Origin of the sequence: Streptomyces corynorhini (assembly GCF_003346515.1) — a bacterium.
GTDB classification, from domain to species: Bacteria; Actinomycetota; Actinomycetes; order Streptomycetales; family Streptomycetaceae; genus Streptomyces; species Streptomyces corynorhini.
The window spans coordinates 1-23,689 of sequence record NZ_QQNA01000093.1 but is presented as its reverse complement, the minus strand read 5'-3'; the positions used below and the strand labels follow the sequence as shown (position 1 = coordinate 23,689).

16 protein-coding genes are annotated in these 23,689 nt (G+C 68.8%); 13 read left to right on the top strand and 3 right to left on the bottom strand.

Features of this window, described 5'->3' with window-relative positions:
• Positions 1-357: 357 nt before the first annotated feature.
• The 3 genes from DVH02_RS13250 to DVH02_RS37105 all read left to right on the top strand — a co-directional run bounded on the left by DVH02_RS13250 (position 358) and on the right by DVH02_RS37105 (position 2,216).
• A complete protein-coding gene (locus DVH02_RS13250) occupies positions 358-1,401 on the top strand; it encodes a LacI family DNA-binding transcriptional regulator (protein WP_114623999.1) in 1,044 nt (347 codons plus the stop codon).
• A 156-nt stretch (positions 1,402-1,557) separates the two neighbouring features.
• Entirely contained in the window at positions 1,558-2,013 is a 456-nt protein-coding gene (locus DVH02_RS13245; protein WP_199566264.1) for an amidohydrolase family protein, read from the top strand.
• A complete protein-coding gene (locus DVH02_RS37105; protein ID WP_199566266.1) occupies positions 2,010-2,216 on the top strand; it encodes an amidohydrolase family protein in 207 nt (68 codons plus the stop codon). The genes DVH02_RS13245 and DVH02_RS37105 overlap by 4 nt, the downstream gene beginning before the upstream one ends.
• Here the strand turns inward: DVH02_RS37105 and DVH02_RS13240 are convergent.
• Positions 2,191-2,841, bottom strand: a complete 651-nt coding sequence (locus tag DVH02_RS13240; RefSeq protein ID WP_114624000.1) for a TetR/AcrR family transcriptional regulator — start codon at positions 2,839-2,841, stop codon at positions 2,191-2,193. The genes DVH02_RS37105 and DVH02_RS13240 overlap by 26 nt on opposite strands.
• 107 nt (positions 2,842-2,948) lie before the next feature.
• Here DVH02_RS13240 and DVH02_RS13235 point away from each other — a divergent pair, with 107 nt between their 5' ends.
• Complete coding sequence (locus DVH02_RS13235) at positions 2,949-4,397, top strand: MDR family MFS transporter (protein ID WP_114623998.1); 1,449 nt, start codon at positions 2,949-2,951, stop codon at positions 4,395-4,397.
• A 304-nt stretch (positions 4,398-4,701) separates the two neighbouring features.
• Here DVH02_RS13235 and DVH02_RS13230 read toward each other — a convergent pair whose 3' ends face one another.
• Positions 4,702-6,231 (bottom strand): helix-turn-helix domain-containing protein, encoded by a 1,530-nt coding sequence (locus DVH02_RS13230; protein ID WP_114623997.1) that lies wholly within the window; start codon positions 6,229-6,231, stop codon positions 4,702-4,704.
• 539 nt (positions 6,232-6,770) lie between these two features.
• On the opposite strand from DVH02_RS13230, the gene acnA reads away from it, so the two are divergent.
• The 4 genes from acnA to DVH02_RS13210 all read left to right on the top strand — a co-directional run bounded on the left by acnA (position 6,771) and on the right by DVH02_RS13210 (position 12,981).
• A complete protein-coding gene (gene acnA / locus DVH02_RS13225; RefSeq protein ID WP_114623996.1) occupies positions 6,771-9,509 on the top strand; it encodes an aconitate hydratase AcnA in 2,739 nt (912 codons plus the stop codon).
• A gap of 153 nt (positions 9,510-9,662) precedes the next feature.
• Positions 9,663-9,932 carry a hypothetical protein gene (locus DVH02_RS13220; protein WP_114623995.1) on the top strand — a complete coding sequence of 90 codons (270 nt, stop codon included), beginning with the start codon at positions 9,663-9,665 and terminating at the stop codon, positions 9,930-9,932.
• Positions 9,925-10,554, top strand: a complete 630-nt coding sequence (locus DVH02_RS13215; protein WP_114623994.1) for a DUF6879 family protein — start codon at positions 9,925-9,927, stop codon at positions 10,552-10,554. Before DVH02_RS13220 ends, DVH02_RS13215 begins: the two co-directional genes overlap by 8 nt.
• Before the next feature lie 147 nt (positions 10,555-10,701).
• On the top strand, positions 10,702-12,981 hold the full coding sequence (locus DVH02_RS13210; protein WP_114623993.1) for an ATP-binding protein: 2,280 nt from the start codon (positions 10,702-10,704) through the stop codon (positions 12,979-12,981).
• Positions 12,982-13,044: 63 nt separating this feature from the next.
• On the opposite strand, the gene DVH02_RS13205 is transcribed toward DVH02_RS13210, so the two are convergent.
• Positions 13,045-16,908, bottom strand: coding sequence for a GH92 family glycosyl hydrolase (locus tag DVH02_RS13205; RefSeq protein ID WP_114623992.1), 3,864 nt, complete (start codon positions 16,906-16,908; stop codon positions 13,045-13,047).
• A 513-nt stretch (positions 16,909-17,421) separates the two neighbouring features.
• On the opposite strand from DVH02_RS13205, the gene ngcE reads away from it, so the two are divergent.
• From ngcE to DVH02_RS13180, 5 genes are all read left to right on the top strand, one after another.
• Complete coding sequence (ngcE, locus tag DVH02_RS13200; protein ID WP_114623991.1) at positions 17,422-18,867, top strand: N-acetylglucosamine/diacetylchitobiose ABC transporter substrate-binding protein; 1,446 nt, start codon at positions 17,422-17,424, stop codon at positions 18,865-18,867.
• A gap of 107 nt (positions 18,868-18,974) precedes the next feature.
• Positions 18,975-19,898 (top strand): carbohydrate ABC transporter permease, encoded by a 924-nt coding sequence (locus tag DVH02_RS13195; protein WP_114623990.1) that lies wholly within the window; start codon positions 18,975-18,977, stop codon positions 19,896-19,898.
• Positions 19,898-20,836 carry a carbohydrate ABC transporter permease gene (locus DVH02_RS13190; protein ID WP_114623989.1) on the top strand — a complete coding sequence of 313 codons (939 nt, stop codon included), beginning with the start codon at positions 19,898-19,900 and terminating at the stop codon, positions 20,834-20,836. Before DVH02_RS13195 ends, DVH02_RS13190 begins: the two co-directional genes overlap by 1 nt.
• 248 nt (positions 20,837-21,084) lie before the next feature.
• Entirely contained in the window at positions 21,085-22,284 is a 1,200-nt protein-coding gene (locus tag DVH02_RS13185) for an ROK family transcriptional regulator (protein ID WP_114623988.1), read from the top strand.
• A gap of 133 nt (positions 22,285-22,417) precedes the next feature.
• Positions 22,418-23,518 (top strand): sugar ABC transporter substrate-binding protein, encoded by a 1,101-nt coding sequence (locus DVH02_RS13180; RefSeq protein WP_199566265.1) that lies wholly within the window; start codon positions 22,418-22,420, stop codon positions 23,516-23,518.
• Positions 23,519-23,689 lie beyond the last annotated feature (171 nt).

Genomic DNA, 23,689 nt, shown 5'->3' with positions numbered 1-23,689 from the left:
GCGGTGGAGGGAGGCGGAGTCATACGGATCCTCTCGTGAGGAAGACGGCCCGAGCGACGTGGGAGCGACAGCCGGGGGAGGGTGGGGGGAGCGCGAGGCGCGGGGGTGGCGGCTTCGGCGTGAGCCCGCGAGCGGTGCCACTTCAGGGAGGACGGCGGCCGTGACCCGCCCCGGACGTGGTGACCGTGCGAGCTGCCGCCGAGACGACCGTCGGCGTACGGTTCCAACGTTGTAACGTCGATGTGTCTCCACGGTCAACCCCTTGTCGTCAAGCGATTCGAGGAGCGTCCGGAGTGCTGACACCCTGCGCGGATCTGTGCATAATTCCGGGAGAACCAAGGTGATGGGAGCTGATCGGTGGCAGCGGTGACGCTCAAGGACGTGGCGCGGCGGGCAGGTGTGTCGATCAAGACCGTGTCCAACGTTGTACGCGACGCTCCACGGGTGTCGGAGGCCACGCGCGAGCGGGTGACGCGGGCCGTGCGCGAACTCGGCTACCGGCCCAACCCGTCGGCGCGCCGCCTGCGCACCGGGCACAGCGGTCTGATCGGCCTCGCCGTACCCGAGCTGACCATGCCCTACTTCGCGGAACTCGCCCATCACGTAAGGGCGGAGGCCGCGGCGCTCGGCCTCACCGTCCTCATCGAGGAGACGCTCGGCGACGCCACCGAGGAGCTGCGCCTGGCCACCGGTATCGGGGCCTCCCTGCTGGACGGCGTGATCCTCTCGCCGCTGCGGGTCGCCCCCGACGAACTCGCCTCCGTCGCCAGCGCGTTCCCCCTCGTCCTGCTCGGCGAACGCGGCTACGGCGGCGATCACGTCGTGGCCGACCACGTCCTGATCGACAACGTCGCCGCGGCGCGCGACGCCACCGCGCACCTCGCGGGTCTGGGCCGTACCCGCATCGCCGCCGTCGGCGTGGACCACAAGGGGTCCGAGACCAGCCGACAGCGCCTCCAGGGCTTCCAACTCGCCCTGCACGAGCAGGGGCTGACCTACGATCCGCGACTCGCGCCCAGGGTGACGGAGTTCGACCGCCGCAACGGACTGCTGGCGATGCGCGCCCTGATCTCGCTGCCCGCCGACGTACGGCCCGACGCGGTCTTCTGCTTCAGCGACATGCTGGCCCTCGGCGCGGGGCGGGCCCTGTACGAGGCGGGCCTGAGCATCCCCGAGGACGTCGCCGTGGTGGGCGTGGACGGCTCACAGGAGGCGCTCTACAGCACGCCTTCCCTCACCTCCGTGATCCCCGACAAAGCCGCGATCGCCTCCCTGGCCGTGAAGTGCCTGGCGACCCGCATCCGCGCCAAGGAGCCGCTGCCGTTCGAGGTCCACCTCGCGCCGTACTGGCTGGACGCCCGGGAGTCCACCGTCGGCGGGCGCCACCGGCTCTCCCCCTGACCGGCGCCCGCGCGGGCTACCGGTGACCGCCGTCGCTCCGCACGCCGCGAGGCGCGAACGCGATCCACGTCGTCGACGGGCGCATCGCGCACCCCGGCCCGGCTCCCGGAGACGCCGGGACCTTGCGGTACCACGCTCGACGGGGGATTCACCACGGTGAGGGACGTCGGCGGCATCGCTGCGGGGGTCGGCCCGAGTCGCCGCGTCCGGGATGGTCAGAGGGCCGCGGATGGGGAACCGACGGCCGACCGGCATGACCACGCGATCCCGGGGCCGCGCTCTCTCTCGCTGCTCTCCGACGGCCCCTCGGAGGTGCGCAAGAACGTCCGCGGGACATTCCGGCGCGGCGCGGACTTCATCGAGACGTGCGTCACCGGGGGAGTCGTGTCCACTCACGACCGGCTGACCGACACACAGTTCGGCGTCGAGGAGATCGCGGTCGCCGTCGAGGAAGCGGCTGCCCGCGGGACGCGTGTGACGGTGCACGCGCACGACAACGCGGGAATCCGCGACGCCGTCCGCGCCGGGGCGAAGCGCGTCAAGGTCGGCGTGGGCTCTGACCTCATCGGGCCCCACCAGCGGCTTCGCAGTCGGGAGAGCACACTTCGCTGACTCTGGTCGCCGCAACACGTGTCAACGCGGAGATCCTCCGCCTCGGCCACGAGACCGGCACCATCGGGGTCGGCCGGCTCGCGGATCTGACGGTGTGGTCGACCGGTCCCCTGGCGGATCCGGACGTGTTCGGCGATCCCGAACAGGCCGAGTGCGTCACCGAGGGCGGCGAACTCGTCAGCGTGCGCCGTATGCGCGGATGAACACGTGCACTCCGTCGGCGATGATCTCGCGTACCCGGCCGAGGTCGGCGACGGACGGGGTCGGGTGGTGGTTGTACGCGCGAAGCACGGTGAGTGCGATGAAGTGGTCGACCGCCAGGGCCGCGTCGTCGGCGTCGAGGAGTCCTCGGGAAGTGAAGTGCGTGATGCGTTCGGCGAAGGCTTCTTCAGGCTTCGCCATGGAGACATCAGCGTCGGACTCCGGTTCCTCTTGCCGGTGCCGGGCGACGAGAGCGAAGACCGCGGCGTAGTCCGCGGAACCGACCATCGTGGTGCCGATGTCACTCGCGGCAGCCGTCAGCGCAGCCTCCAATTCCGCCAGAGTCTCGATTGCCGCGTCATCGGCGAGGTAGCGCTCAAGCGTAAGGCCGGCGGAAGCGGCCAGGGACTCCGAGGCGTCGTGGAGGATGGCGAGGAACAGCCGTCGTTTGTCGCCGAAGTGGCTGTAGACAGTGGCCTTCGATACGCCGGCCCGAGCGGCGACCGTATCCATGGTGACCCGGTCGACTCCGTGCTGGAGGAAAAGCTCGCGACCAGCGTCGAGAATCGCCGCTTGCTTCCGGCCGGAGCGCGCACGCACCGGCTTCTTGGTTCCGGCAACACTCATCAGCTCCCTCTTTTCTGCCGCACTCTCCTGCCGCACTCTCCTGTCACGTCGACCAGACTACACCGTCCAGTTTTGTGAAAATGAACTACACGGTCTAGTTTATTTGTGTGACCTCCTCCTCCACACCCCGGCTCGCGCCGCAGCGCGTGAGCGACCGCCGCCTGGCCCTCATCAGCCTCGTCCTCGCGCTCGGGATGTTCATCACGCTCCTCGACACCACGATCGTCAACGTCGCCCTCGACCACCTGCGCACGACCTTCGACGCCACGGTGACGCAGACCCAGTGGATCGCCACGGGCTACCTGCTGGCGTTCGTCTCGGTGATTCCCGCCAGCGGATGGCTCTCGGAACGTTTCGGGGCCCGCCACGCGTGGCTCTTCGCGATCGTCGTCTTCCTCGTCGGATCCGCGCTCTGTGCTGTCGCCACCTCCCTGCCCCAACTCACCGTGTTCCGCGTGCTCCAGGGCATCGGCGGCGGGCTCGTGATGCCCGTCACCATGTCGATGGCGATGCGCGCCGCAGGACCGGAACGCATCGACCGCGCCACCGTCGCGGTCGCGCTGCCCGGTCTCCTCGGGCCCGTGCTGGGCTCGGTCCTGGGCGGAGCGATCGTGGAGTTCTGGAGCTGGCGCTGGCTCTTCTTCGTCAACGTGCCCGTATGCCTGGCCGCCCTCGTACTGGGGTGGTCGCTGCTCCCGAGGACTCCCAGGACGCCGGGTCACCGGTTCGACGCCGGCGGGTTCGCGCTTCTCACTCCCGGTGTCGTCGGCATCGCCTACGGCATCAGCGAAGCGGCCGGTCCGGGCGGGTTCGGCGCACCGGAAGCCTGGGGACCCTTGACGTGCGGGGTCGGACTGCTGGTCGCGTTCACCGTGTGGTCGCTGCGCGCGCCGCGGACGGCGCTCATCGACGTCCGGGTCTTCACGCGCCGCAGCTTCGGCGTCGGCAGCCTCATCACCTTCATGAGCGGGTTCTCCACCTACGCGCTGGCCTTCCTGCTCCCGCTCTATTACCAGCAGGTCCGAGACGAGACAGTGCTCCGCACCGGACTGCTTCTGATACCGACCGGCCTGGGCACGATGTGTTTCTTCCTCGGCCTGCGCAACCTGGCCAACAGAATCCAGGGTCGGCTCGTGGTCGCCGCCGGCGTGGCGCTGACCATGCTCGGCACACTCCCTTTCGCCCTCGTGGGAACCGACGGCCCCGGTCTGTGGCTGCTGGCGGGACAGTTCGCCCAAGGGCTGGGCTTCGCGGCGACGACCTTCCCCGTTCTCACACTCGCTATCGCCGGGCTGAGCTTCGAACAGGCCCCGCACGGCAGTGCGGCCTTCAGTGTGGTCCAGCGCGTCGGCGCGCCCTTCGGAGTCGCTGTCATCGCCGTTGTCCTGCAGAGCCTGCTCGACGACGCACATACACCTACGGCCGGGCTCGACGCTTTCGCCCGCACCTTCTGGTGGACCTTCGGCCTTGCCGCCGTCCCCCTCGCCCTCTCGATCCTCCTCCCCGCGGGTAAGAACGCGCCGGGCGAGGACGAGCACGCAACCGCCCCGCACTGACGAGCACCTGCCCGCAGGTCAGATCCTCGTCAGTGCGGGCTCCTGCTCCCGGTCCCCCCGCCGACCGGCTCGGACCCGGCGGACGACGCGGCGGCCGGACGCGGCGTACGACGCGGCGCGGGCAGCGAGCCCGAGCCGGCGACGCGATCATCGCGTAGCCCCGGCCCGGACGGCGTCGGGCCCGGAGAACGGCTCGCTGAGCCCCGCTCAGGCGCAGCGTCCCGAAGAAGTCCCACGGGCGCCGCCGCACCCCCTCCCGACCCGCTTTCGCGCAGGTCAGGCAGGGTGCGGCGGCACCCGCGTATCAGATGTCCCGGAAGATCTCGATCTGCGCGCCCACCGAGTTGAGCCGCTCCGCGAGGTCCTCGTAACCCCGGTTGATGACATAGACGTTCCGCAGCACGGACGTCCCCTCCGCCGCCATCATCGCCAGCAGCACGACCACGGCGGGGCGCAGCGCGGGCGGGCACATCATCTCGGCGGCGCGCCAGCGGGTGGGGCCCTCGACCAGGACGCGGTGGGGGTCGAGGAGTTGGAGGCGCCCGCCGAGGCGGTTGAGGTCGGTGAGGTAGATGGCGCGGTTGTCGTAGACCCAGTCGTGGATCAGGGTCTGCCCCTGCGCCACCGCGGCGATCGCCGCGAAGAACGGCACGTTGTCGATGTTCAGGCCGGGGAACGGCATCGGGTGGATCTTGTCGATCGGCGCCTCCAGCTTGGAGGGCCGTACGGTGAGATCGACCAGCCGCGTACGGCCGTTGTCGGCGCAGTACTCGGTCGTACGGTCGTGGTCGAGCCCCATCTCCTCCAGGACCGCCAGCTCGATCTCCAGGAACTCGATCGGTACGCGGCGGATCGTCAGCTGGGACTCGGTCACCACGGCGGCGGCGATCAGGCTCATCGCCTCGACCGGGTCCTCGGAGGGGGAGTAGTCCACATCGACGTCGATGGACGGCACGCCGTGCACGGTCAGGGTGGTCGTGCCGATGCCGTCGACCCGTACGCCCAGTGCTTCGAGGAAGAAGCACAGGTCCTGGACCATGTAGTTGGACGAGGCGTTGCGGATGACGGTCGTGCCGTCGTGGCGGGCGGCGGCCAGCAGCGCGTTCTCGGTGACGGTGTCGCCGCGTTCGGTCAGCACGATGGGGCGGTCCGGCGAGACCGAGTGGTCGACCTGGGCGTGGTAGAGGCCCTCGGTCGCCGCGATGTCCAGGCCGAAGCGGCGCAGCGCGATCATGTGCGGCTCGATGGTGCGCGTACCGAGGTCGCAGCCGCCCGCGTACGGCAGCCTGAAGGTGTCCATCCGGTGCAGCAGCGGACCGAGGAACATGATGATCGAACGGGTACGGCGGGCCGCCTCCGCGTCGATGGCCTCCATGTCCAGTTCGGCGGGCGGCACGATCTCCAGATCCACGCCGTCGTTGATCCAGCGGGTGCGGACCCCGATGGAGCCCAGCACCTCCAGCAGCCGGAAGACCTCCTCGATCCGCGCGACCCGGCGAAGTACCGTGCGGCCCTTGTTGAGCAGCGAGCCGCACAGCAGCGCCACACAGGCGTTCTTGCTCGTCTTGACGTCGATGGACCCGGACAGCCGGCGTCCGCCGACGACCCGCAGATGCATCGGCCCGGCGTAACCGAGCGACACGATCTCACTGTCGAGCGCCTCACCGATGCGCGCGATCATCTCAAGGCTGATGTTCTGATTGCCGCGCTCGATACGGTTCACGGCGCTCTGGCTGGTGGCCAGCGCCTCGGCGAGTTGACTCTGCGTCCAGCCCCGGTGCTGACGGGCGTCGCGGATGAGCTTGCCGATGCGTGCGAGGTAGTCGTCTTCCATGGCGTCAGATTATCTCATCGATGAGATAAGCGCCTTGCTGGGGTGGGGTGTCGGCGTGTCCCCACGTGTCCCCGCGTGCCCTTGCGTGTCCCCGCGTGTCCTCGCATGTCCCCGCGTGCCCTTGCGTGTCCCCACGTGTCCCACCGATCCTCGGCGCCCGGAGCCGCCTCGGCCATCGGTGCGCCGCCGAACGGGTGTCGCGCGCGGCGCGTCGCCGCTCCGGGGCGCGAGGTCGCCGCGGCCCGGGTGTCGCGAGTCTGTCGGGTGTCTGTCATCGGGGTGTCGGGCGGCCGGCGCCGGAGTGCCGGGCGGCCGTCGGGGCACGGCGCCGCGCCCCGACGGCCCGGCGCGGCCGGGCCCGGACATGACCGAGCGGCGGTCATGTACTAGAGTTATCTCGACATCGAGATATCTGCCGAGGGCGTACTGCGGCCGCCAATCGGTAAGGTTTACCTAACTAAGCCTTACCTTAGCGGATCGGCGAGGAGCCGTGGCGGCAGCATGACGTAGGTACGCGCACATTGATGAAGGAGACTGTCGTGTCGGCGAACAGCTTCGACGCCCGCAGCACGCTGCGGGTGGGCGACGAGTCGTACGAGATCTTCCGGCTGGACAAGGTCGAGGGCTCCGCGCGCCTCCCTTACAGCCTGAAGGTGCTGCTGGAGAACCTGCTCCGCACCGAGGACGGCGCGAACATCACCGCCGACCACATCCGCTCCGTCGGCTCCTGGGACTCCCAGGCCCAGCCGAGCCAGGAGATCCAGTTCACGCCCGCCCGCGTGATCATGCAGGACTTCACCGGCGTGCCCTGCGTCGTGGACCTCGCCACCATGCGTGAGGCCGTGAAGGAGCTGGGCGGCGACCCGGCGAAGATCAACCCGCTGGCCCCGGCCGAGCTGGTCATCGACCACTCCGTGATCGCCGACAAGTTCGGCACGCACGAGGCGTTCGCGCAGAACGTCGAGCTGGAGTACGGCCGCAACCGCGAGCGCTACCAGTTCCTGCGCTGGGGCCAGACCGCGTTCGACGAGTTCAAGGTCGTCCCGCCGGGCACCGGCATCGTCCACCAGGTCAACATCGAGCACCTGGCCCGTACGGTGATGGTCCGCGGCGGCCAGGCGTACCCCGACACCCTCGTCGGCACCGACTCGCACACCACCATGGTCAACGGCCTGGGCGTGCTGGGCTGGGGCGTCGGCGGCATCGAGGCCGAGGCCGCGATGCTCGGCCAGCCGGTCTCCATGCTCATCCCGCGCGTCGTCGGCTTCAAGCTGACCGGCGAGCTGCCGGCCGGCACCACCGCCACCGACCTGGTCCTCACGATCACCGAGATGCTGCGCAAGCACGGCGTCGTCGGCAAGTTCGTCGAGTTCTACGGTGAGGGCGTCGCCGCGACCTCCCTCGCCAACCGCGCCACCATCGGCAACATGTCGCCGGAGTTCGGCTCCACCGCCGCGATCTTCCCGATCGACGACGAGACCCTGAAGTACCTGCGCCTGACCGGCCGCAGCGACCAGCAGGTCGCCCTGGTCGAGGCGTACGCCAAGGAGCAGGGCCTCTGGCTCGACCCGGCCGCCGAGCCCGACTTCTCCGAGAAACTGGAGCTGGACCTCTCCACGGTCGTCCCCTCCATCGCCGGCCCGAAGCGCCCGCAGGACCGCATCATCCTGGCCGAGGCCAAGACGAAGTTCGCCGAGGACGTGCGCAACTACGTCTCCGAGGACGAGGAGGCGGGCAAGGAGTCCTTCCCGGCCTCCGACGCCCCCGCCTCCACCAACGGCGTACCGACCCGCCCGACCCTCGTCACGGCCCCCGACGGCTCGACGTACGAGATCGACCACGGCGCCGTCACCGTCGCCGCGATCACCTCCTGCACCAACACCTCGAACCCGTACGTCATGGTCGCCGCCGCGCTCGTGGCGAAGAAGGCGGTCGAGAAGGGCCTGTCCAGGAAGCCGTGGGTCAAGACCACGCTCGCCCCGGGCTCGAAGGTCGTCACCGACTACTTCGACAAGGCCGGTCTCACCCCCTACCTCGACAAGGTCGGCTTCAACCTCGTCGGCTACGGCTGCACCACCTGCATCGGCAACTCGGGCCCGCTGCCCGAGGAGGTCTCCAAGGCCGTCAACGAGCACGACCTCGCCGTCACCTCGGTGCTCTCCGGCAACCGTAACTTCGAGGGCCGGATCAACCCCGACGTCAAGATGAACTACCTGGCGTCGCCGCCGCTGGTCGTCGCGTACGCCCTCGCCGGCTCCATGAAGGTGGACATCACCCAGGACGCCCTGGGCGTGGACCAGGACGGCAAGCCGGTCTACCTCCAGGACATCTGGCCCACCGAGGCCGAGGTCAACGACGTGGTGGCCAACGCCATCGGCGAGGACATGTTCAACAAGTCCTACGCCGACGTGTTCGCGGGCGACGCCCAGTGGCAGGCGCTGCCGATCCCCACCGGCAACACCTTCGAGTGGGACCCGCAGTCCACCTACGTGCGCAAGCCCCCGTACTTCGAGGGCATGACCATGGAGACCACCCCGGTCGCGGACATCACCGGCGCCCGGGTGCTGGCCAAGCTGGGCGACTCGGTCACCACCGACCACATCTCCCCGGCCGGCGCCATCAAGGCCGACACCCCGGCGGGCACGTACCTCACCGAGCACGGCGTCGAGCGGCGCGACTTCAACAGCTACGGCTCGCGCCGCGGCAACCACGAGGTCATGATCCGCGGCACCTTCGCCAACATCCGCCTGCGCAACCAGATCGCGCCGGGCACCGAGGGCGGCTACACCCGCGACTTCACCGTCGACGGCGCGCCGGTCTCCTTCATCTACGACGCCTCGCGCAACTACATCGAGCAGGGCACCCCGCTGGTCGTCCTGGCCGGCAAGGAGTACGGCTCCGGCTCGTCCCGCGACTGGGCCGCCAAGGGCACCGCGCTGCTCGGCGTCAAGGCCGTCATCGCCGAGTCGTACGAGCGCATCCACCGCTCGAACCTCATCGGTATGGGCGTCCTCCCGCTCCAGTACCCGGAGGGCGCCTCGGCCCAGGCCCTCGGCCTCACCGGCGAGGAGACCTTCTCCGTCACCGGCGTCACCGAGCTGAACAACGGCAGCACCCCGCGCACGGTCAAGGTCACCACCGACACGGCCCCCGGCGAAGCCGGAAACGTACACCGCGAGTTCGACGCGGTCGTCCGCATCGACACCCCGGGCGAGGCGGACTACTACCGCAACGGCGGGATCATGCAGTACGTCCTGCGCAGCCTGATCCGTAAGTAGGCACGCGGACAGGGCGCATGACGCTGAACGGCCGAGGGCCGTGCGCGGGTCCTGGTTGGCGAGAAGTCGGCCTTGTCGTACGTTGCTCTGTGTAACCGTCCGGATGTACCATGCGGTCATCGTGCACTCGACCACCTTGTTGCGGAGGCAAGCATGGGACGTGCCTGGGAGGCGGACCGGTCCGCCTTATTCGCCCACCGGCTGGGAAAGTCGGCAAAGGAGTTAGGTAATTCCGACGGTTCCGACGAATGCCCGGACATCTGGCAGCTCGACAACGGTGATGTCGCCGTGATCGGCAGAGACCTCACCTCCGATTACGCTCGGCGACTTCCGGTGGGTGTCGCTCTGGCCGCGGACGAGCGACTGGTCGTCATTCCCGGCAACATGCTCCGCGCGGCGAAGCCGGATATCGCCGATGCTTGACCTGAGCGCACCGGCCCTTCTGCCCGAGCAGGGGGAGAGGCTTGTACGGGATGAATACAAACGGGAATTCCGGGAGCGGGATGCCGCGATTCAGGACCGGGACTCGTGGAAACTGGAGCGACGGCAGCACTTCGAGGAGCAGGGCAGCCCCAGCCGCGACGCACTCTCGCGAGGTGACTGGATGGAATCGCTGCGGCTCATGGAGGAGCGACGCGAGAAGCTTCTCTCCGCCGCGCAGGCCGATGAGCGTCGCAACTCCGCGTTTCACCGGGTCCGGGTGGTCGAGCAGCCGCTGACTCCCTATCTGCAGTGGGAGCTGAACTCGCTGCGGCAGCAGGCGGAGTGCGGAACACGGGTGCGTGTGGTCGGCGCCGAATTGGTTGCTCCGTCGGAGAGCGATGGCCTTCTTCCGGAATTGGTCATCCTCGGCGGCGACGTGCTGTACCAGGTTCTGTACACCGAATCCGGTGTTCCGAATGGTGCGATCCGCTATACCGACCCCGAGGTCATCGGCTGCTGGGAAAGCTACATCAGGGAACTCTACCGGGTGGGTGAGGACGTGATGAGCTACTTCCACCGCGAGGTGGCACACCTTCCCCCTCCGGTGATGAAGGCGGAATAGGCGATCAACGAGTCCAGTAGCGGCAAGAACTCCCCCGACAGGTCGAGGAACGACCTGTCGGGAGCTTCCCGTGATGTCGTACAAGCCGGAAGCGTCACCGGAGGAATTCACTTCCATGGGCACCACCCGCAGGGCGAGGGAGGATCCATGAGCCCCACACCACGGCAACTCCCCGCCGACGTGAGTCAATTCGTCAACCGCACTGACGAACTCGATCAGTTGAACGCGGTGCTGGCCGATACCGACGGTCGCCCGCTCGTCATCTCGGTCTGCGTCATCGCCGGAACCGCCGGTGCGGGGAAGACCTCGCTCGCGCTGCACTGGGCGCATCAGGTCCAGGAGCGCTTCCCCGACGGACAGCTTTACGTCAATCTGCGCGGGTACGACCCGGGAGAGCCCGTCACCGCCCAGGAGGCACTGCACCGCTTCCTGCCCGCCCTGGGCGTGGCTTCCGGATCCCTGCCGCAGGACCCCGAAGCCGCCGCCGCTCTGTACCGGTCACTGCTGGCTGATCGCCGGATGCTGATCGTCCTGGACAACGCCGCCACGGTCGGTCAGGTGCGTCCGCTGCTTCCCGGCGGCAAGGACTGCCTCGTGGTCGTGACCAGCCGGAGCCGGCTCGCCGGTCTGGCGGTCCGGGACGGGGCCCGCAGGCTGACACTCGGTACCCTGCCCCAGCCGGAGGCCGTCGCCCTGCTCCGTGCCGTCACCGCCGGGTACCGGCCGCAGGACGATACGGGCAAGCTCACCGAATTGGCCGGCCTGTGTGCCCGGCTGCCGCTGGCCTTGCGTATCGCGGCCGAACGCGCCGCCAGTCACCCGCATATGAGGCTGGACGACCTGATCGCGGACCTCCGTGACGAGAGCGCCCTGTGGGATGCCCTGAGCACAGGGGACGACGAGGAGGCCGAAGCGGTCCGTACGGTCTTCGCATGGTCCTACCGTGCTCTCTCCGACCGGGCGGCCCGGTTGTTCCGGCTGCTCGGCCTGCACCCGGGCCCGGAGTTCGGTCTCGACGCCGCCGCCGCCCTCGCTGCCTTACCGACCAGTCGGACCAGACAGCTGCTGGACTCGCTGGTAGGGGCTCATCTGCTGGAACAGACCGCACCTGACCGCTACCAGTTCCACGATCTGCTGCGGGCCTATGCCACCGACCAGGCTCAGCACGAGGAGCCGCCCGAGCAGCGCGAAGCCGCGCTCCACCGCGTTCTGAACTGGTATCTGCACACCGCCGACGCGGCGCAGAGCTGGATCAGTCCCGCTACGCCCCATCTGGCCCTCGCGCCGCCGCCGGAAGGCGTGAGGCCGCTGGACTTTCCGGACTACGATGCCGCCGTGGACTGGGCGGAGCGCGACCACACCAATGTGCTCCAAGCGGTACGTTCCGCCGCCTCCTGCGGGCACGACCTGTGGGCCTGGCAGCTCGCCGTGCTCCTGGCGAACGCGTACTTCCCCTCCGCTCCGGCCGCCGACTGGCTGGTGGCCGGGCAGATCGGCCTGGCGGCGGCCCGCCGCCTCGGCGATCGCGGCGCGGAGGCCCAGCTCCTCACCGAGCTGGGCATGAACTACAGCCGGATCGACCGCCTCGCGCAGAGCCACGAGAGCCACCGCGGCGCCCTGCTGATCCAGCGTGAGCTGGGGGACCGGCTCGGGGAGGCCCACTCGCTCAATCTGATCGGCCTGTTCCATCTCCGCGACCGTCAGCTGAACCAGGCAGCCGACCACTTCGAGCAGGCCATCGCCGTCTTCCACGAGCAGGACTCGCCCCACTGGGCCGCAACCGCACTCTCCAACCTCGCCAGTACCCACTACAGGGCCGGCCGACTGGAGGAGGCCGCCACTGTCGCCGGGCAGGCCCTGGCGGTCCACCGGTCCCTGGACAACCAGCGGGGCGAGGGCAACATCCTGCGCCTCCTGAGCCAGATCGAGTGCGAGCTGGGGCAGCCGGAGACGGCCCTCGGATCGGCCCGCGCGGCCCTCGACATCGCCCTCGGGCTGCGCGATCACCGGCTGGAGGGGTACTGGCTGCTGCCCCTGGGCGACGCCCAGCGCGCGAACGGCGAGTTGGCCGACGCCCTGGAGTCCCACCAGCGCTCAGCAACCCTCCACCGCCGCCTCGGCAACCGCAGCAGGGAGGCCCAGGCGTGGCACGGCGCGGGCCTCACCTACCGTCGGCTCGACCGGGACACGGAAGCCGCGCGTTTCCATCTGCTGGCGGCCACGGCCCATCGGGAGCTGGGCGAGAGCTGGGAGGAGGCGCAGGCTCTGGACGGTCTCGCGGCCGCCCTGCTGGATGACGATCCGGCGGCGGCGCGAGGCCACTGGACCCGGACGCTGCGCCTCCTCGACGGCTACGACGACCCCCGGGCGGCGGCCACGCGTGAACGTGTCGAACGGGGGCTGGCACAGGCCGGGCGGAGCGAGTGACAGCAGGGCGGGTCACCGGCGACCGCCGGTGACCCGCCCCCCCCGTAGTCGCACCGGCTTCCCCTACCGCAGCAGCTCCACCTCCGCCAGCGTCGCCGGGGCCCCGGTCACCAGGCGGTACTTGGCGTACGTGCCCGGTGTGGCGATCGTGAAGGCGCGGGTCTGCCGGTCCCAGGCGAAGGGCTCCTGGGAGCGGGTGTCCAGCGTCTTCCAGGTCGTGCCGTCGGCCGAGCCCTCCAGTCTCCAGCCCGTCGGTGCCGTGGCCGCCTTCCCCGAGGTCAGGGTGTACTGGACCGCCTTCGTCGCCGAGGCGACCGGCAGCTCCACCGAGTCGACCGGTGCCTCGGTCGTGGCCGAGTCGTCGAAGAGGGCTCCGGGGCCCGTCAGGGCGTCCGTGCGGGGTGCGGGGACCTTGTCGTCCTGGGTGAGGGAGACCGGACCCGCGTTCTTGCCCGTGCCCCAGGCCGAGGGGGACGGGCCCATCGTGAACTCCAGACGGCCGCCGCGCGCCAGCACGTCGTGGGGGAGCGCGGTGGAGTTCCAGGACTTGCCGTTGACCTTGAGGCCCTGCACGTAGATGTTGCGCGCGCTGTTCCTGGGCGCCTTGATCTCCAGGGTGCGTCCGTTGTCCATGCGGACGGTCGCCTTCGTGAAGAGGGGCGAGCCGATCGCGTACTCACCGCTGCCCATCACCAGCGGGTAGAAGCCCAGCGCGGAGAAGACGTACCAGCCGGACATCTCGCCGTTGTCCTCGTCGCCCGGGTAGCCCTGGCCGATCTCGCTGCCGACGTAGAGGCGGCTCAGCACCTCACGCACCTTCTCCTGGGTCTTCCAGGGCTGCCCGGCCGCGTCGTACATGTACGGGATGTGGTGGGACGGCTGGTTGGAGTGGCCGTACATGCCCATCCGTACGTCACGGGCCTCCGTCATCTCGTGGATGACCGAGCCGTAGGAGCCCTTGAACTCGGCCGTGGCCGTCTCCGGCGTCGAGAAGAACGTGTCCAGCTTCTTCGCCAGCCCCGCCTTCCCGCCGTACAGGTTGGCCAGCCCCCGGCTGTCCTGCACCGCCGTGAACGCGTATCCCCAGCCGTTCGTCTCGGTGAAGTCGTGGCCCCACACCCGCGGGTCGAACTTCTCCGAGGGGACCCGCCACTCGCCCTTGGTGTCGCGGCCCTGGAAGAAGCCGGCCTTCTCGTCGAAGAGGGAGACATAGCTCCGCGCCCGGTTGAGGAAGTACGCGGACTCCTCCTCGTAGCGCGCCTTCTCCTTCTTGTCCCTGGTCTTTTCGGCCAGGGACGCGCCCATCCGCGCGATGCCGTAGTCGTTGAGGTAGCCCTCCAGCGACCACGACAGGCCCTCGTGGGTGGCCGTGGAGGCGTAGCCGGTGAAGGTCGAGGTCTCCATGCCCTTGCGGCCCACGCCCGAACGCGGGGCGACCACCGTGGCGTTCTTCACCGCCGCGTCGTACGCGGCCTTCGCGTCGAAGTCGACCCCCTTGACGTAGGCGTCGGCGAAGGCGACGTCCGAGCTGGTGCCGGTCATCAGGTCGGCGTAGCCGGGGGAGGACCAGCGGGAGGTCCAGCCGCCGTCCTTGTACTGCTGGACGAAGCCGTCGACCAGCTTGCCCGCCTTCTTCGGGGTGAGGAGCGAGTACGCGGGCCAGGTGGTGCGGTACGTGTCCCAGAAACCGTTGTTGACGTACACCTCACCGTCGACGATCTTCGCGCCCGTCCGCGTCGGGGTGTCCGTTCCGGTCGGCGCGGAGAAGGGGCTGGCGTACTGCTGCTTCGGGCGGGCCTTCGTCCCGGTGTTCTCGAAGCCGGAGTTGGGATACAGGTAGAGCCGGTAGAGGTTGGAGTAGAGCGTGGTCAGCTGGTCCTGGCCGGCCCCCTCGACCCGCACGCTGCCCAGGATGTCGTCCCAGGCGCGCTGGGCACGGTCCTTGACCTGCTCGAAGCGGGTGGCGGCGGGGATCTCGTCGGCGAGGTTCTTCTTCGCCTGGTCGACCCCGATCAGTGAGGTCGCCAGCCGCAGGTTGACCGTACGGCTCTTGCCCGCGTCGAAGCGCATGTAGCCCGTGACGTCCGCTCCGCCGCCGCCGCTCAGCCTGCCGCTCGCGGTGACCGGCGCGTCGAAGACGCCGTACACGAAGAGGCGCGTCGCGCCGGTGGACAGGCCGCTCTTGACGTCCGAGTAGCCGCTGAAGGAGCGGGTCGCCGGATCGAGGGTCAGACCGCCCGCGTTGGAGACGTTGTCGAAGACCATGCTCGCGTCGGAGCCCGGATACGTGACGCGCACCATCGCCGCGTGATCGGTCGGGGCCATCTCGGTCCTGAGCCCGTTCTCGAAGGTCACGCCGTAGTAGTGGGGCTTCGCCGTCTCGTTCTCGTGCCGGAAGGGCAGCGCCCTGGCGGTACGGGAGGCGTCGGGCGTTCCCGCGGCCGTCGAGGGCATCAGCTGGAAGGTCTGCCGGTCGCCCATCCAGGGGCTCGGCTCGTGGCTGGCGCTGAACGCCTGCACCGTGGGCAGGTTGTCGGCGTTGTTGGCGCGGGCGTACTCGTACAGCCAGCTGGTGGAACCGGCGTTGGTCACCGGCGTCCAGAAGTTGAAGCCATTGGGCACGGCGGTCGCGGGGAAGTTGTTGCCGCGCGAGAAGGAGCCGCTGGAGTTGGTGCCCCGGGTGGTGGACACGTAGTCCGAGAGGTGCGCCAGCGGCTTCTCGGCCGGCTTCGGCTTCAGGCTGATGTCGTCGATCCAGCCCTGGAAGGACGCGGGCCCCTTGCGGGAGTCGTACGCCACCAGGATCCGGGCCACGGTCTTGCCGGCCGAGACCGTGCCGATCCGGGCGTCCACCTGGTTCCACTGGTTGACGTAGAGCCGCTTGGCGTCGCCCTGCCCCTGCGGGGTGAGCGCTCCGCCGTGCGCGTCGGTGGCCTTGAGGTCGCTCAGATAGCTGCCGTCGGTGAAGGCGAGGTCCACGGCCACGTTCGTGGCGGGGTAGGTGAGATCGGCCTCCGGGAGCGCCGGGAGCGCGGGGTAGATCCGGTACGAGAGCGCCGTGTCGGGGCGTACCGGCAGATCGACGTCGAAGACCTTGTTGTACGAGTAGGCGCGTCCGGTCGGCGTGTGCGTGCCCGCGTACTTCAGCGCGTTCTTCCCCGTGAACCCGGCGCCGGACTTGGCGGTCGGGGAGCCGGTGGGGCCGCGGTCGGTCCGGGTGCGCATGTCGAGGGGCGCCGGAGCGCTCGTATCGCCGTCGGAGAACTGGACGTCGGCCAGTTGGGTCGCGTCGGTGGCGCCGTTGTTCGCGGTGATGTCGAGCCGGTAGTGCGCGTAGGCGGCGGTCGGGCCGCTCACGTCGTAGGACTTGGTCTGGAAGCGCTGGCCGAAGGTCTCGCCGGTCCTGCGGTCCAGATCCTTCCACGCCTTGCCGTCCACCGAGCCCTGGAGCGTCCAGTCCCGGGGGTCGCGCTCCGGGTGGTCGTTGGCCGAGGTGAGCGCGTACGTGACGGTCTTGGCCGGTGCGTCGAGGTCGAACTCGACCCAGGCGGTGGGCCGGAAGGCGAGCCACTTGGTGGACGGATCGACGTCGACCAGGTTCTCCTTGGTCTCCCCGCCCGCCGCGTTCTCGTCGCTGGCGCGCACATCCACCACGCGGTCGGTGATGTTGCCCGGAATTCCGCTGGTGGAGCCGCCGTCGACTCCGGATGCCCGCTTCTCGCCGTCAGGCCCCACTTCGACGGTATTGCGCCAGTCCGGCTGGGGATCGCCTTCCTCGAATGACGAAATGAATTCCTTTTGTGGCGGACGGGGTTGGGTGGGCTGTGCTATAGCCGCGGATTGAGCTGTCACGACGAGCAGTGAGGCCGCCGCCACCAGGGCGGCCGTATGCCATTGTCTGCTCCGGGTTCCGGTTCTCTGCTGCATGGCGAGCTTTTCCTCCTGCTTACCCAGTCGGACAACGTTGTCAAACGAGAAGCGCAGGGTCCAGTAGGAGCCAAGTGACGGTGGGTGTCAAGGGTGTTGACGTGACGGCGTGTCCGGAATGTATCGCCCGGGAGTGGTCGGCATGATCGAATGACAGGAAGACCGGCTCAGATATCCACGAGGTCTCAACTAGGGAAAGACTGCCGACCAAACGTGCTTTCGATCTTGCTCAGTCGGCGGCAAGTGGACTATACCTGTCGGCGTCCGACCCGGACGGTCCTGAAGGCCCGGCGGACGCTCCGTGCGGGGGACGGAGGACGGCGGGGGAGGGCTCTGCCCGATCACGCAGGCAATATCCGGACGGGGAAATTCTGCACGGCAATCCGGCACGACCGGTTTCGTTCCGGCACGACCGGCTTCATTCCGACCGCGGTGGCGGGGCCCTTCTCCTCAGGTGAGAACGACGGGTGACCGGTACACCGCCAGAGTCCTGAAGAAGGCGAGGACTTGAGCATGGGATCCACCTCCGCTCGGCACGACGGGGGCCTCGGCCGTCGCGATGTGATCAAGCGGTCCGCCGCGATCGGGCTGATCACCGTCCCCACCATGAGCTTCCTCGCCTCGTGCGCGAGCAGCGACAGCGGTGGGAGCGAGAAGGCCGAGAAGGGCGAGACGTCCGCGAAGAACCCGCTCGGGGTGAACAAGAGCGCACCGCTCGACTTCGTCCTGTTCGACGGCGGGTTCGGCACGGAGTACGCCACCGACGCCGTCAAGCAGTACGAGAAGGCGTTCCCCGAGGCGAAGGTGACGTTCACCCCGACGCAGAAGATCCAGACCGAGCTTCAGCCGCGTTTCAACGGCGGCACCCCGCCCGACCTGATCGACAACTCGGGCGCCGAACAGATGGACATGGGCGTCCTCGCCGGCAAGAAGCAGCTGACCGACCTCACCGCGCTGATGGACGCGCCCTCCTTCGACGACCCGGCCAAGAAGGTCCGCGACACGCTGCGCCCCGGGGTCCTCGAAATGGGCCGGCTCGACGGCGACCCGGTGTGGATCATGTACTACGCGTACACGGTCTACGGCGTCTGGTACTCGCAGACCGCGCTGGACAAGCTCGACGCGCAGTACCCCGAGGACTGGGACGCGATGCTGGCCCTGTGCGCGAAGGCCAAGAAGAAGGGCGTCGCGGGCTGGACGTACGCGGGCAAGTACCCGTACTACCTGCCCTTCTCGCTCTACCCGTTCATCGGCAAGATCGGTGGCCGCGAGGTCCTCGACGCCATCGACAACCTGGAGCCGAACGCCTGGAAGCACCCGGCGGTCAAGGCCGCCTTCGACGCGTACTACGAGCTGTTCCAGAAGGGCTACATCCTCAAGGGCACCCCGGGGCTCGACCACATCCAGTCGCAGACCGCGTGGACCGAGGGCAAGGCGCTGTTCATCCCCAACGGTTCGTGGGTGGAGAACGAGGCGGCCAAGACGACGCCCGAGGACTTCCAGATGAAGGTGTCGGCGCCCTCCGGCCTGGACAGCTCCGACAAGCTGCCGTTCGGCACGATCTGGGCGTCGGGCGGTGAGCCGTTCATCGTGCCGGCCAACGCCAAGAACCCCGAAGGCGGCATGGAGCAGCTGCGTGTCATGCTGAGCGAGGAGTCCTCGAAGAACTTCACCTCCAAGGTGAAGTCCCTCAGCGCCTTCAACGGCGGTACGGACGGGCTCACCCTCTCCACCGCGCTCCAGGCGGGCGTGGACGCGCTCGCCAAGGCGGGTGACAACGTGCTCAACCCGCGCCTCCAGGACTGGTACGCGGCCCTCCAGAAGGAGAAGATCGGCTCGGGCGCGCTCGGCGAGATGATGGCCGGACGCATGACGCCCGCCGAAGCCGTCAAGAAGTGCCAGGAGTTCGCGGACGCGGCGGCCAAGGACGGCTCGATCAAGCACTTCAAGCACCAGTAGGCGCACCAGTGACCGGAAGCCCCGCCGGGGCTTCCGGTCCCGGCCCGTCCAGCGGGTCGCCCCCATGGCAGTACGGCGGCTTCCGCCGGAGATTCGGGGTCGGAGACATGCAACACGGCAAGTACCGGTTCATCGTGGGCTTCCTGATCGGCCCGCTGGCGCTCTACGCGCTGTTCGTCGTATGGCCGTTCATCCAGTCGATCTACTACTCGTTCACGGACTGGACCGGACTCAGCCCGGACTTCGCGATGGTCGGTTTCGACAACTACAGCCGGATGCTCGACGACAGCACCTTCTGGAGCGCGCTGCGGCACAGCCTGGCCTTCGCTCTGCTGCTGCCGGTGGTGGCGCTCGGGCTCGCGCTGTTCTTCGCGTTCATGCTGAACGTCGGCGGGCGCCGCCGCAAGGGAGCGGCGGTCGCCGGGGTGCGGGGCTCCGGCTTCTACAAGATCGTGTACTTCTTCCCGCAGGTGCTGTCGATCGCGATCGTCGCGCTGCTCTTCCAGTTCGCGTACAACCCGAACAGCGGCGCCATCAACTCCGCGCTCTCGGCGGTCGGTCTGGGGAGCGTGCAGCCGATCTGGCTGGGCGATCCGAAGCTGGCGCTGTGGTGTGTGATGGCCGTGCTGGTCTGGTCCACCACCGGGTTCTTCGTGGTGCTGTTCTCGGCGGGTATGGCGTCCATCCCCAAGGACTTCTACGAGGCGGCGCTGCTGGACGGCGCGAGCCGGGTGACCACGTTCTTCCGGATCACCCTGCCGCTGCTGTGGGACACGGTGCAGTCCGGCTGGGTCTACATGGGCATCCTCGCCCTGGGCGCGGAGTCGTTCGCGGTCGTCCAGATCATGACCGTGGGGCCCGGCGGTCCCGCGGAATCCACCAACGTTCTGACGTTGCTCGTCTACCAGAAGGCGTTCCGCGACGGTCAGGCCGGCTACGCGACCACGATCGGTGTCGCCCTGCTCGTCGTCACACTGGCCTTCGCGGCCATCGTGATGCGGCTGGGCCGACGCGAGCGGCTGGAGTACTGATGAAGACCACCGAAACCCCGCCGCCCGCCGACACCCCGCCGCCCGCCGGTACGGTCACGGCGCCCCGGCCCGCCGTACCCCGTACGCCCGCGGCGCGCGACGAGGAGCCGCGCAGCGGCGGCGTGCTCAACGTCTTCTCGCACGGCGTGCTGGTGATCTGGGCCCTGCTGGTCACCCTGCCGCTGCTGTGGGCCGTCATGACGTCCTTCAAGGACGACAAGTCGATCTTCACCTCGCCGTGGGCGCTTCCGGACAGGCTTCACTTCGAGAACTGGTCGCGCGCCTGGACCCAGGCGCACATGAGCGATTACTTCCTCAACACCCTTCTGGTGGTGGCCGGTTCACTGTTCGGGACGCTGCTGCTCGGCTCGATGGCCGCCTACGTGCTGGCGCGCTTCGAGTTCCCGGGCAACCGCTTCATCTACTACCTGTTCATCGGCGGGATGAGCTTCCCGATCATCCTCGCGCTGGTTCCGCTGTTCTTCGTCATGAAGAACGTGGGGCTGCTGAACACCTTCCACGGCCTGATCCTGGTCTACATCGCCTACTCGCTGCCGTTCACGGTCTTCTTCCTGACCTCGTTCTTCAGAACGCTGCCCACCTCGATCGCGGAAGCGGCCCTCATCGACGGCGCCTCGCACACCCGGACGTTCTTCCAGGTGATGCTGCCGATGGCCAAGCCGGGGCTGATCAGCGTGGGCATCTTCAACTTCCTGGGGCAGTGGAACCAGTACCTGCTGCCGACGGTGCTGAACACGGACCAGGACCACAAGGTCCTCTCGCAGGGGCTGGTGCAGCTCGCGGTCAGCCAGGGGTACAAGGGGGACTGGTCCGGGCTCTTCGCCGGGCTGGTGATGGCCATGCTCCCGGTGCTCGCCGCGTACATCGTCTTTCAGCGTCAGGTCGTGGCCGGTCTGACCGCGGGGGCGCTGAAGTAGCCGGCCCTCCCGCTGGAAACCGCCCGACGGCCCCGGCCGCGGGCGGTTTTCTCATGGTCCCGGGCCCGCCGGGGCGATGGCGTGAACCGTGCTCATCCGTACCCGTACTCGCTCAAGGTCTTGACGGGAAGCTGACCGAAAGGCTGAGCTTAGGGTTCACAAGTTGGAGATACGTCGGGGTCTCATCGTCGCGGCCCCGGCCGGGGGCGGTGGTCGTGCCGTCCGCCAAGGGCAGGAGTGGATGATTCGTGGAGACTCCAGGGTCGCAGTCTTCGCTGCACCGGGCCAACCTCGAACGGGTCGTACGCGCGGTGCGTATGGCCGGTTCCCTCACCCAGGCGGAGATCGCCAGGTCCACGGGACTGTCGGCGGCCACGGTCTCCAATATCGTCCGTGAGCTGAAGGACGGCGGAACGGTCCAGGTCACGCCCACCTCGGCGGGCGGCCGGCGGGCCCGCAGCGTCTCGCTGAGCGGGGACGCCGGGATCGTCATCGGGGTGGACTTCGGCCACACGCATCTGCGCGTGGCGGTCGGCAACCTCGCCCATCAGGTGCTCGCGGAGGAGTCGGAGCCGCTCGATGTGGACGCCTCGTCCGCCCAGGGCTTCGGCCGGGCCGAGGAACTCGTCGAGCGGCTGATCGTCACCACCGGTGTCAGCCGTCAGAAGGTGATCGGTGTCGGGCTCGGCGTCCCGGGCCCCATCGACGTCGAGTCGGGCACCCTCGGCTCCACCTCGATCCTGCCGGGCTGGTCCGGGATCAATCCCGGCGACGAGCTGGCCGGGCGGCTCGGCGTGCCGGTGTACGTGGACAACGACGCCAACCTCGGCGCGCTGGGCGAGCTGGTCTGGGGCAGCGGGCGCGGCGTCCAGGACCTCGCCTACATCAAGGTCGCCAGCGGCGTGGGCGCCGGGCTGGTGATAGACGGCCGGGTCTACCGGGGGCCCGGCGGTACGGCGGGCGAGATCGGCCACATCACGCTGGACGAGTCGGGTCCGGTGTGCCGCTGCGGCAACCGCGGCTGCCTGGAGACCTTCGCGGCGGCCCGCTACGTCCTGCCGCTGCTGCGCTCCAGCCACGGCGCCGACCTGACCATGGAGCGCGTCGTCCAGCTCGCCAGGGAGGGCGATCCGGGCTGCCGCCGGGTGATCGCCGACGTCGGCCGGCACGTCGGCAGCGGGGTGGCCAATCTCTGCAATCTGCTCAACCCCAGCCGGGTGGTGCTCGGCGGAGACCTCGCCGAAGCCGGTGAGCTGGTGCTCGCGCCGATACGCGATTCGGTCTCCCGGTACGCGATCCCGAGCGCGGCCAGGCAGCTGTCGGTGCTGCCCGGGGCGCTCGGCGGCCGGGCGGAGGTGCTCGGGGCGCTGGCGCTCGTACTGAGCGAGATGGGCGATTCCACCCTGTTGGAGAGCACGCTGCCCACCGGGCTTCCTGCCTTCACTTAGATAACGAATGGCACCGTTGTCATCTCGTTAAGTATTTACTCCTTGACGCTGGCCTCGCGGCCGAGTTGACTTCCTGCCACCTCGGCCGCAACGACGCGGCCTCGTCAGGGAGGTTTTTGAAGTGAACGCAACGATGCGTCGCGCGGCCGTGGCCACGGCCGCGACAGCTATGGCCGTTTCCCTCGCCGCCTGTGGCAGCGCGAAGGAGTCCGGTGACAAGGCCGAAGCGTCCAAGTCGGACAGCAAGGGCCCGATCACGGTCGGCCTGCTTCTCCCGGAGAACCAGACAGCCCGGTACGAGAAGTTCGACAAGCCGCTGATCGAGAAGAAGGTCAGCGAGCTGACCGACGGCACCGGCAAGGTCGTCTACGCCAACGCCAAGCAGGACGCGACGACCCAGAACCAGCAGGTCGACACGATGATCACCAACAAGGTGAGCGTCCTGATGATCGACGCGGTCGACGCCAAGGCGATCAAGGGCTCGGTCCAGAAGGCCAAGGAAGCGGGCATACCCGTCGTCGCCTACGACCGGCTCGCCGAGGGCCCCATCGACGCGTACACCTCCTTCGACAACGAAGAGGTCGGCCGGGTCCAGGGCAAGGCCCTCCTCGACGAGCTGGGCGACAAGGCCAAGTCCGGCGACATCGTCATGATGAACGGCGCCGTCACCGACCCGAACGCCGCCCTGTTCAAGAAGGGCGCGCACTCCGCCCTCGACGGCAAGGTGAACATCGGGAAGGAGTACGACACCAAGGAGTGGAAGCCGGACAACGCCAACGCGAACATGGAAGGCGCCATCTCCGCGCTGGGCAAGAACAAGATCATCGGTGTCTACTCGGCCAACGACGGCATGGCGGGCGGCATCATCACCGCGCTCAAGGGCGCGGGCTTCGCCAAGCTTCCGCCGGTCACCGGACAGGACGCCGAGCTGGCCGGTGTGCAGCGCATCGTCAACGGCGAGCAGTTCATGAGCGTCTACAAGTCGTACCCGCAGGAGGCCGAGATCGGCGCCGAGATGGCCGTCGCGCTCGCCAAGGGCGAGAAGCTCGACTCCATCGCCAAGGACAGCGTCGACAGCGACTCCGCCAAGGGCATCCCCACCGTGCTCGTCCCGGTCGTCTCCCTGACCAAGGACAACATCAACGAGACGGTCATCAAGGACGGCTTCTACACCGCCGGTGAGATCTGCACCGGCAAGTTCAAGACCGCCTGCGACAAGATCGGCCTCAAGTAGCACCACCTCGTCGCGGTGTCCGCCCGGCCGGGCGGACACCGCGACGAGTGGGCCGCGGGACCGCCCGGAGCACGCCCTCCAGAGGAGGCGGCCCCGGGCCGGCCCCGGGCGGCCCGCCCCGGTGAAGCCCGTCCGGCACCCCGCCCCAGCTGCGGGGCGTGGACGGGCGGG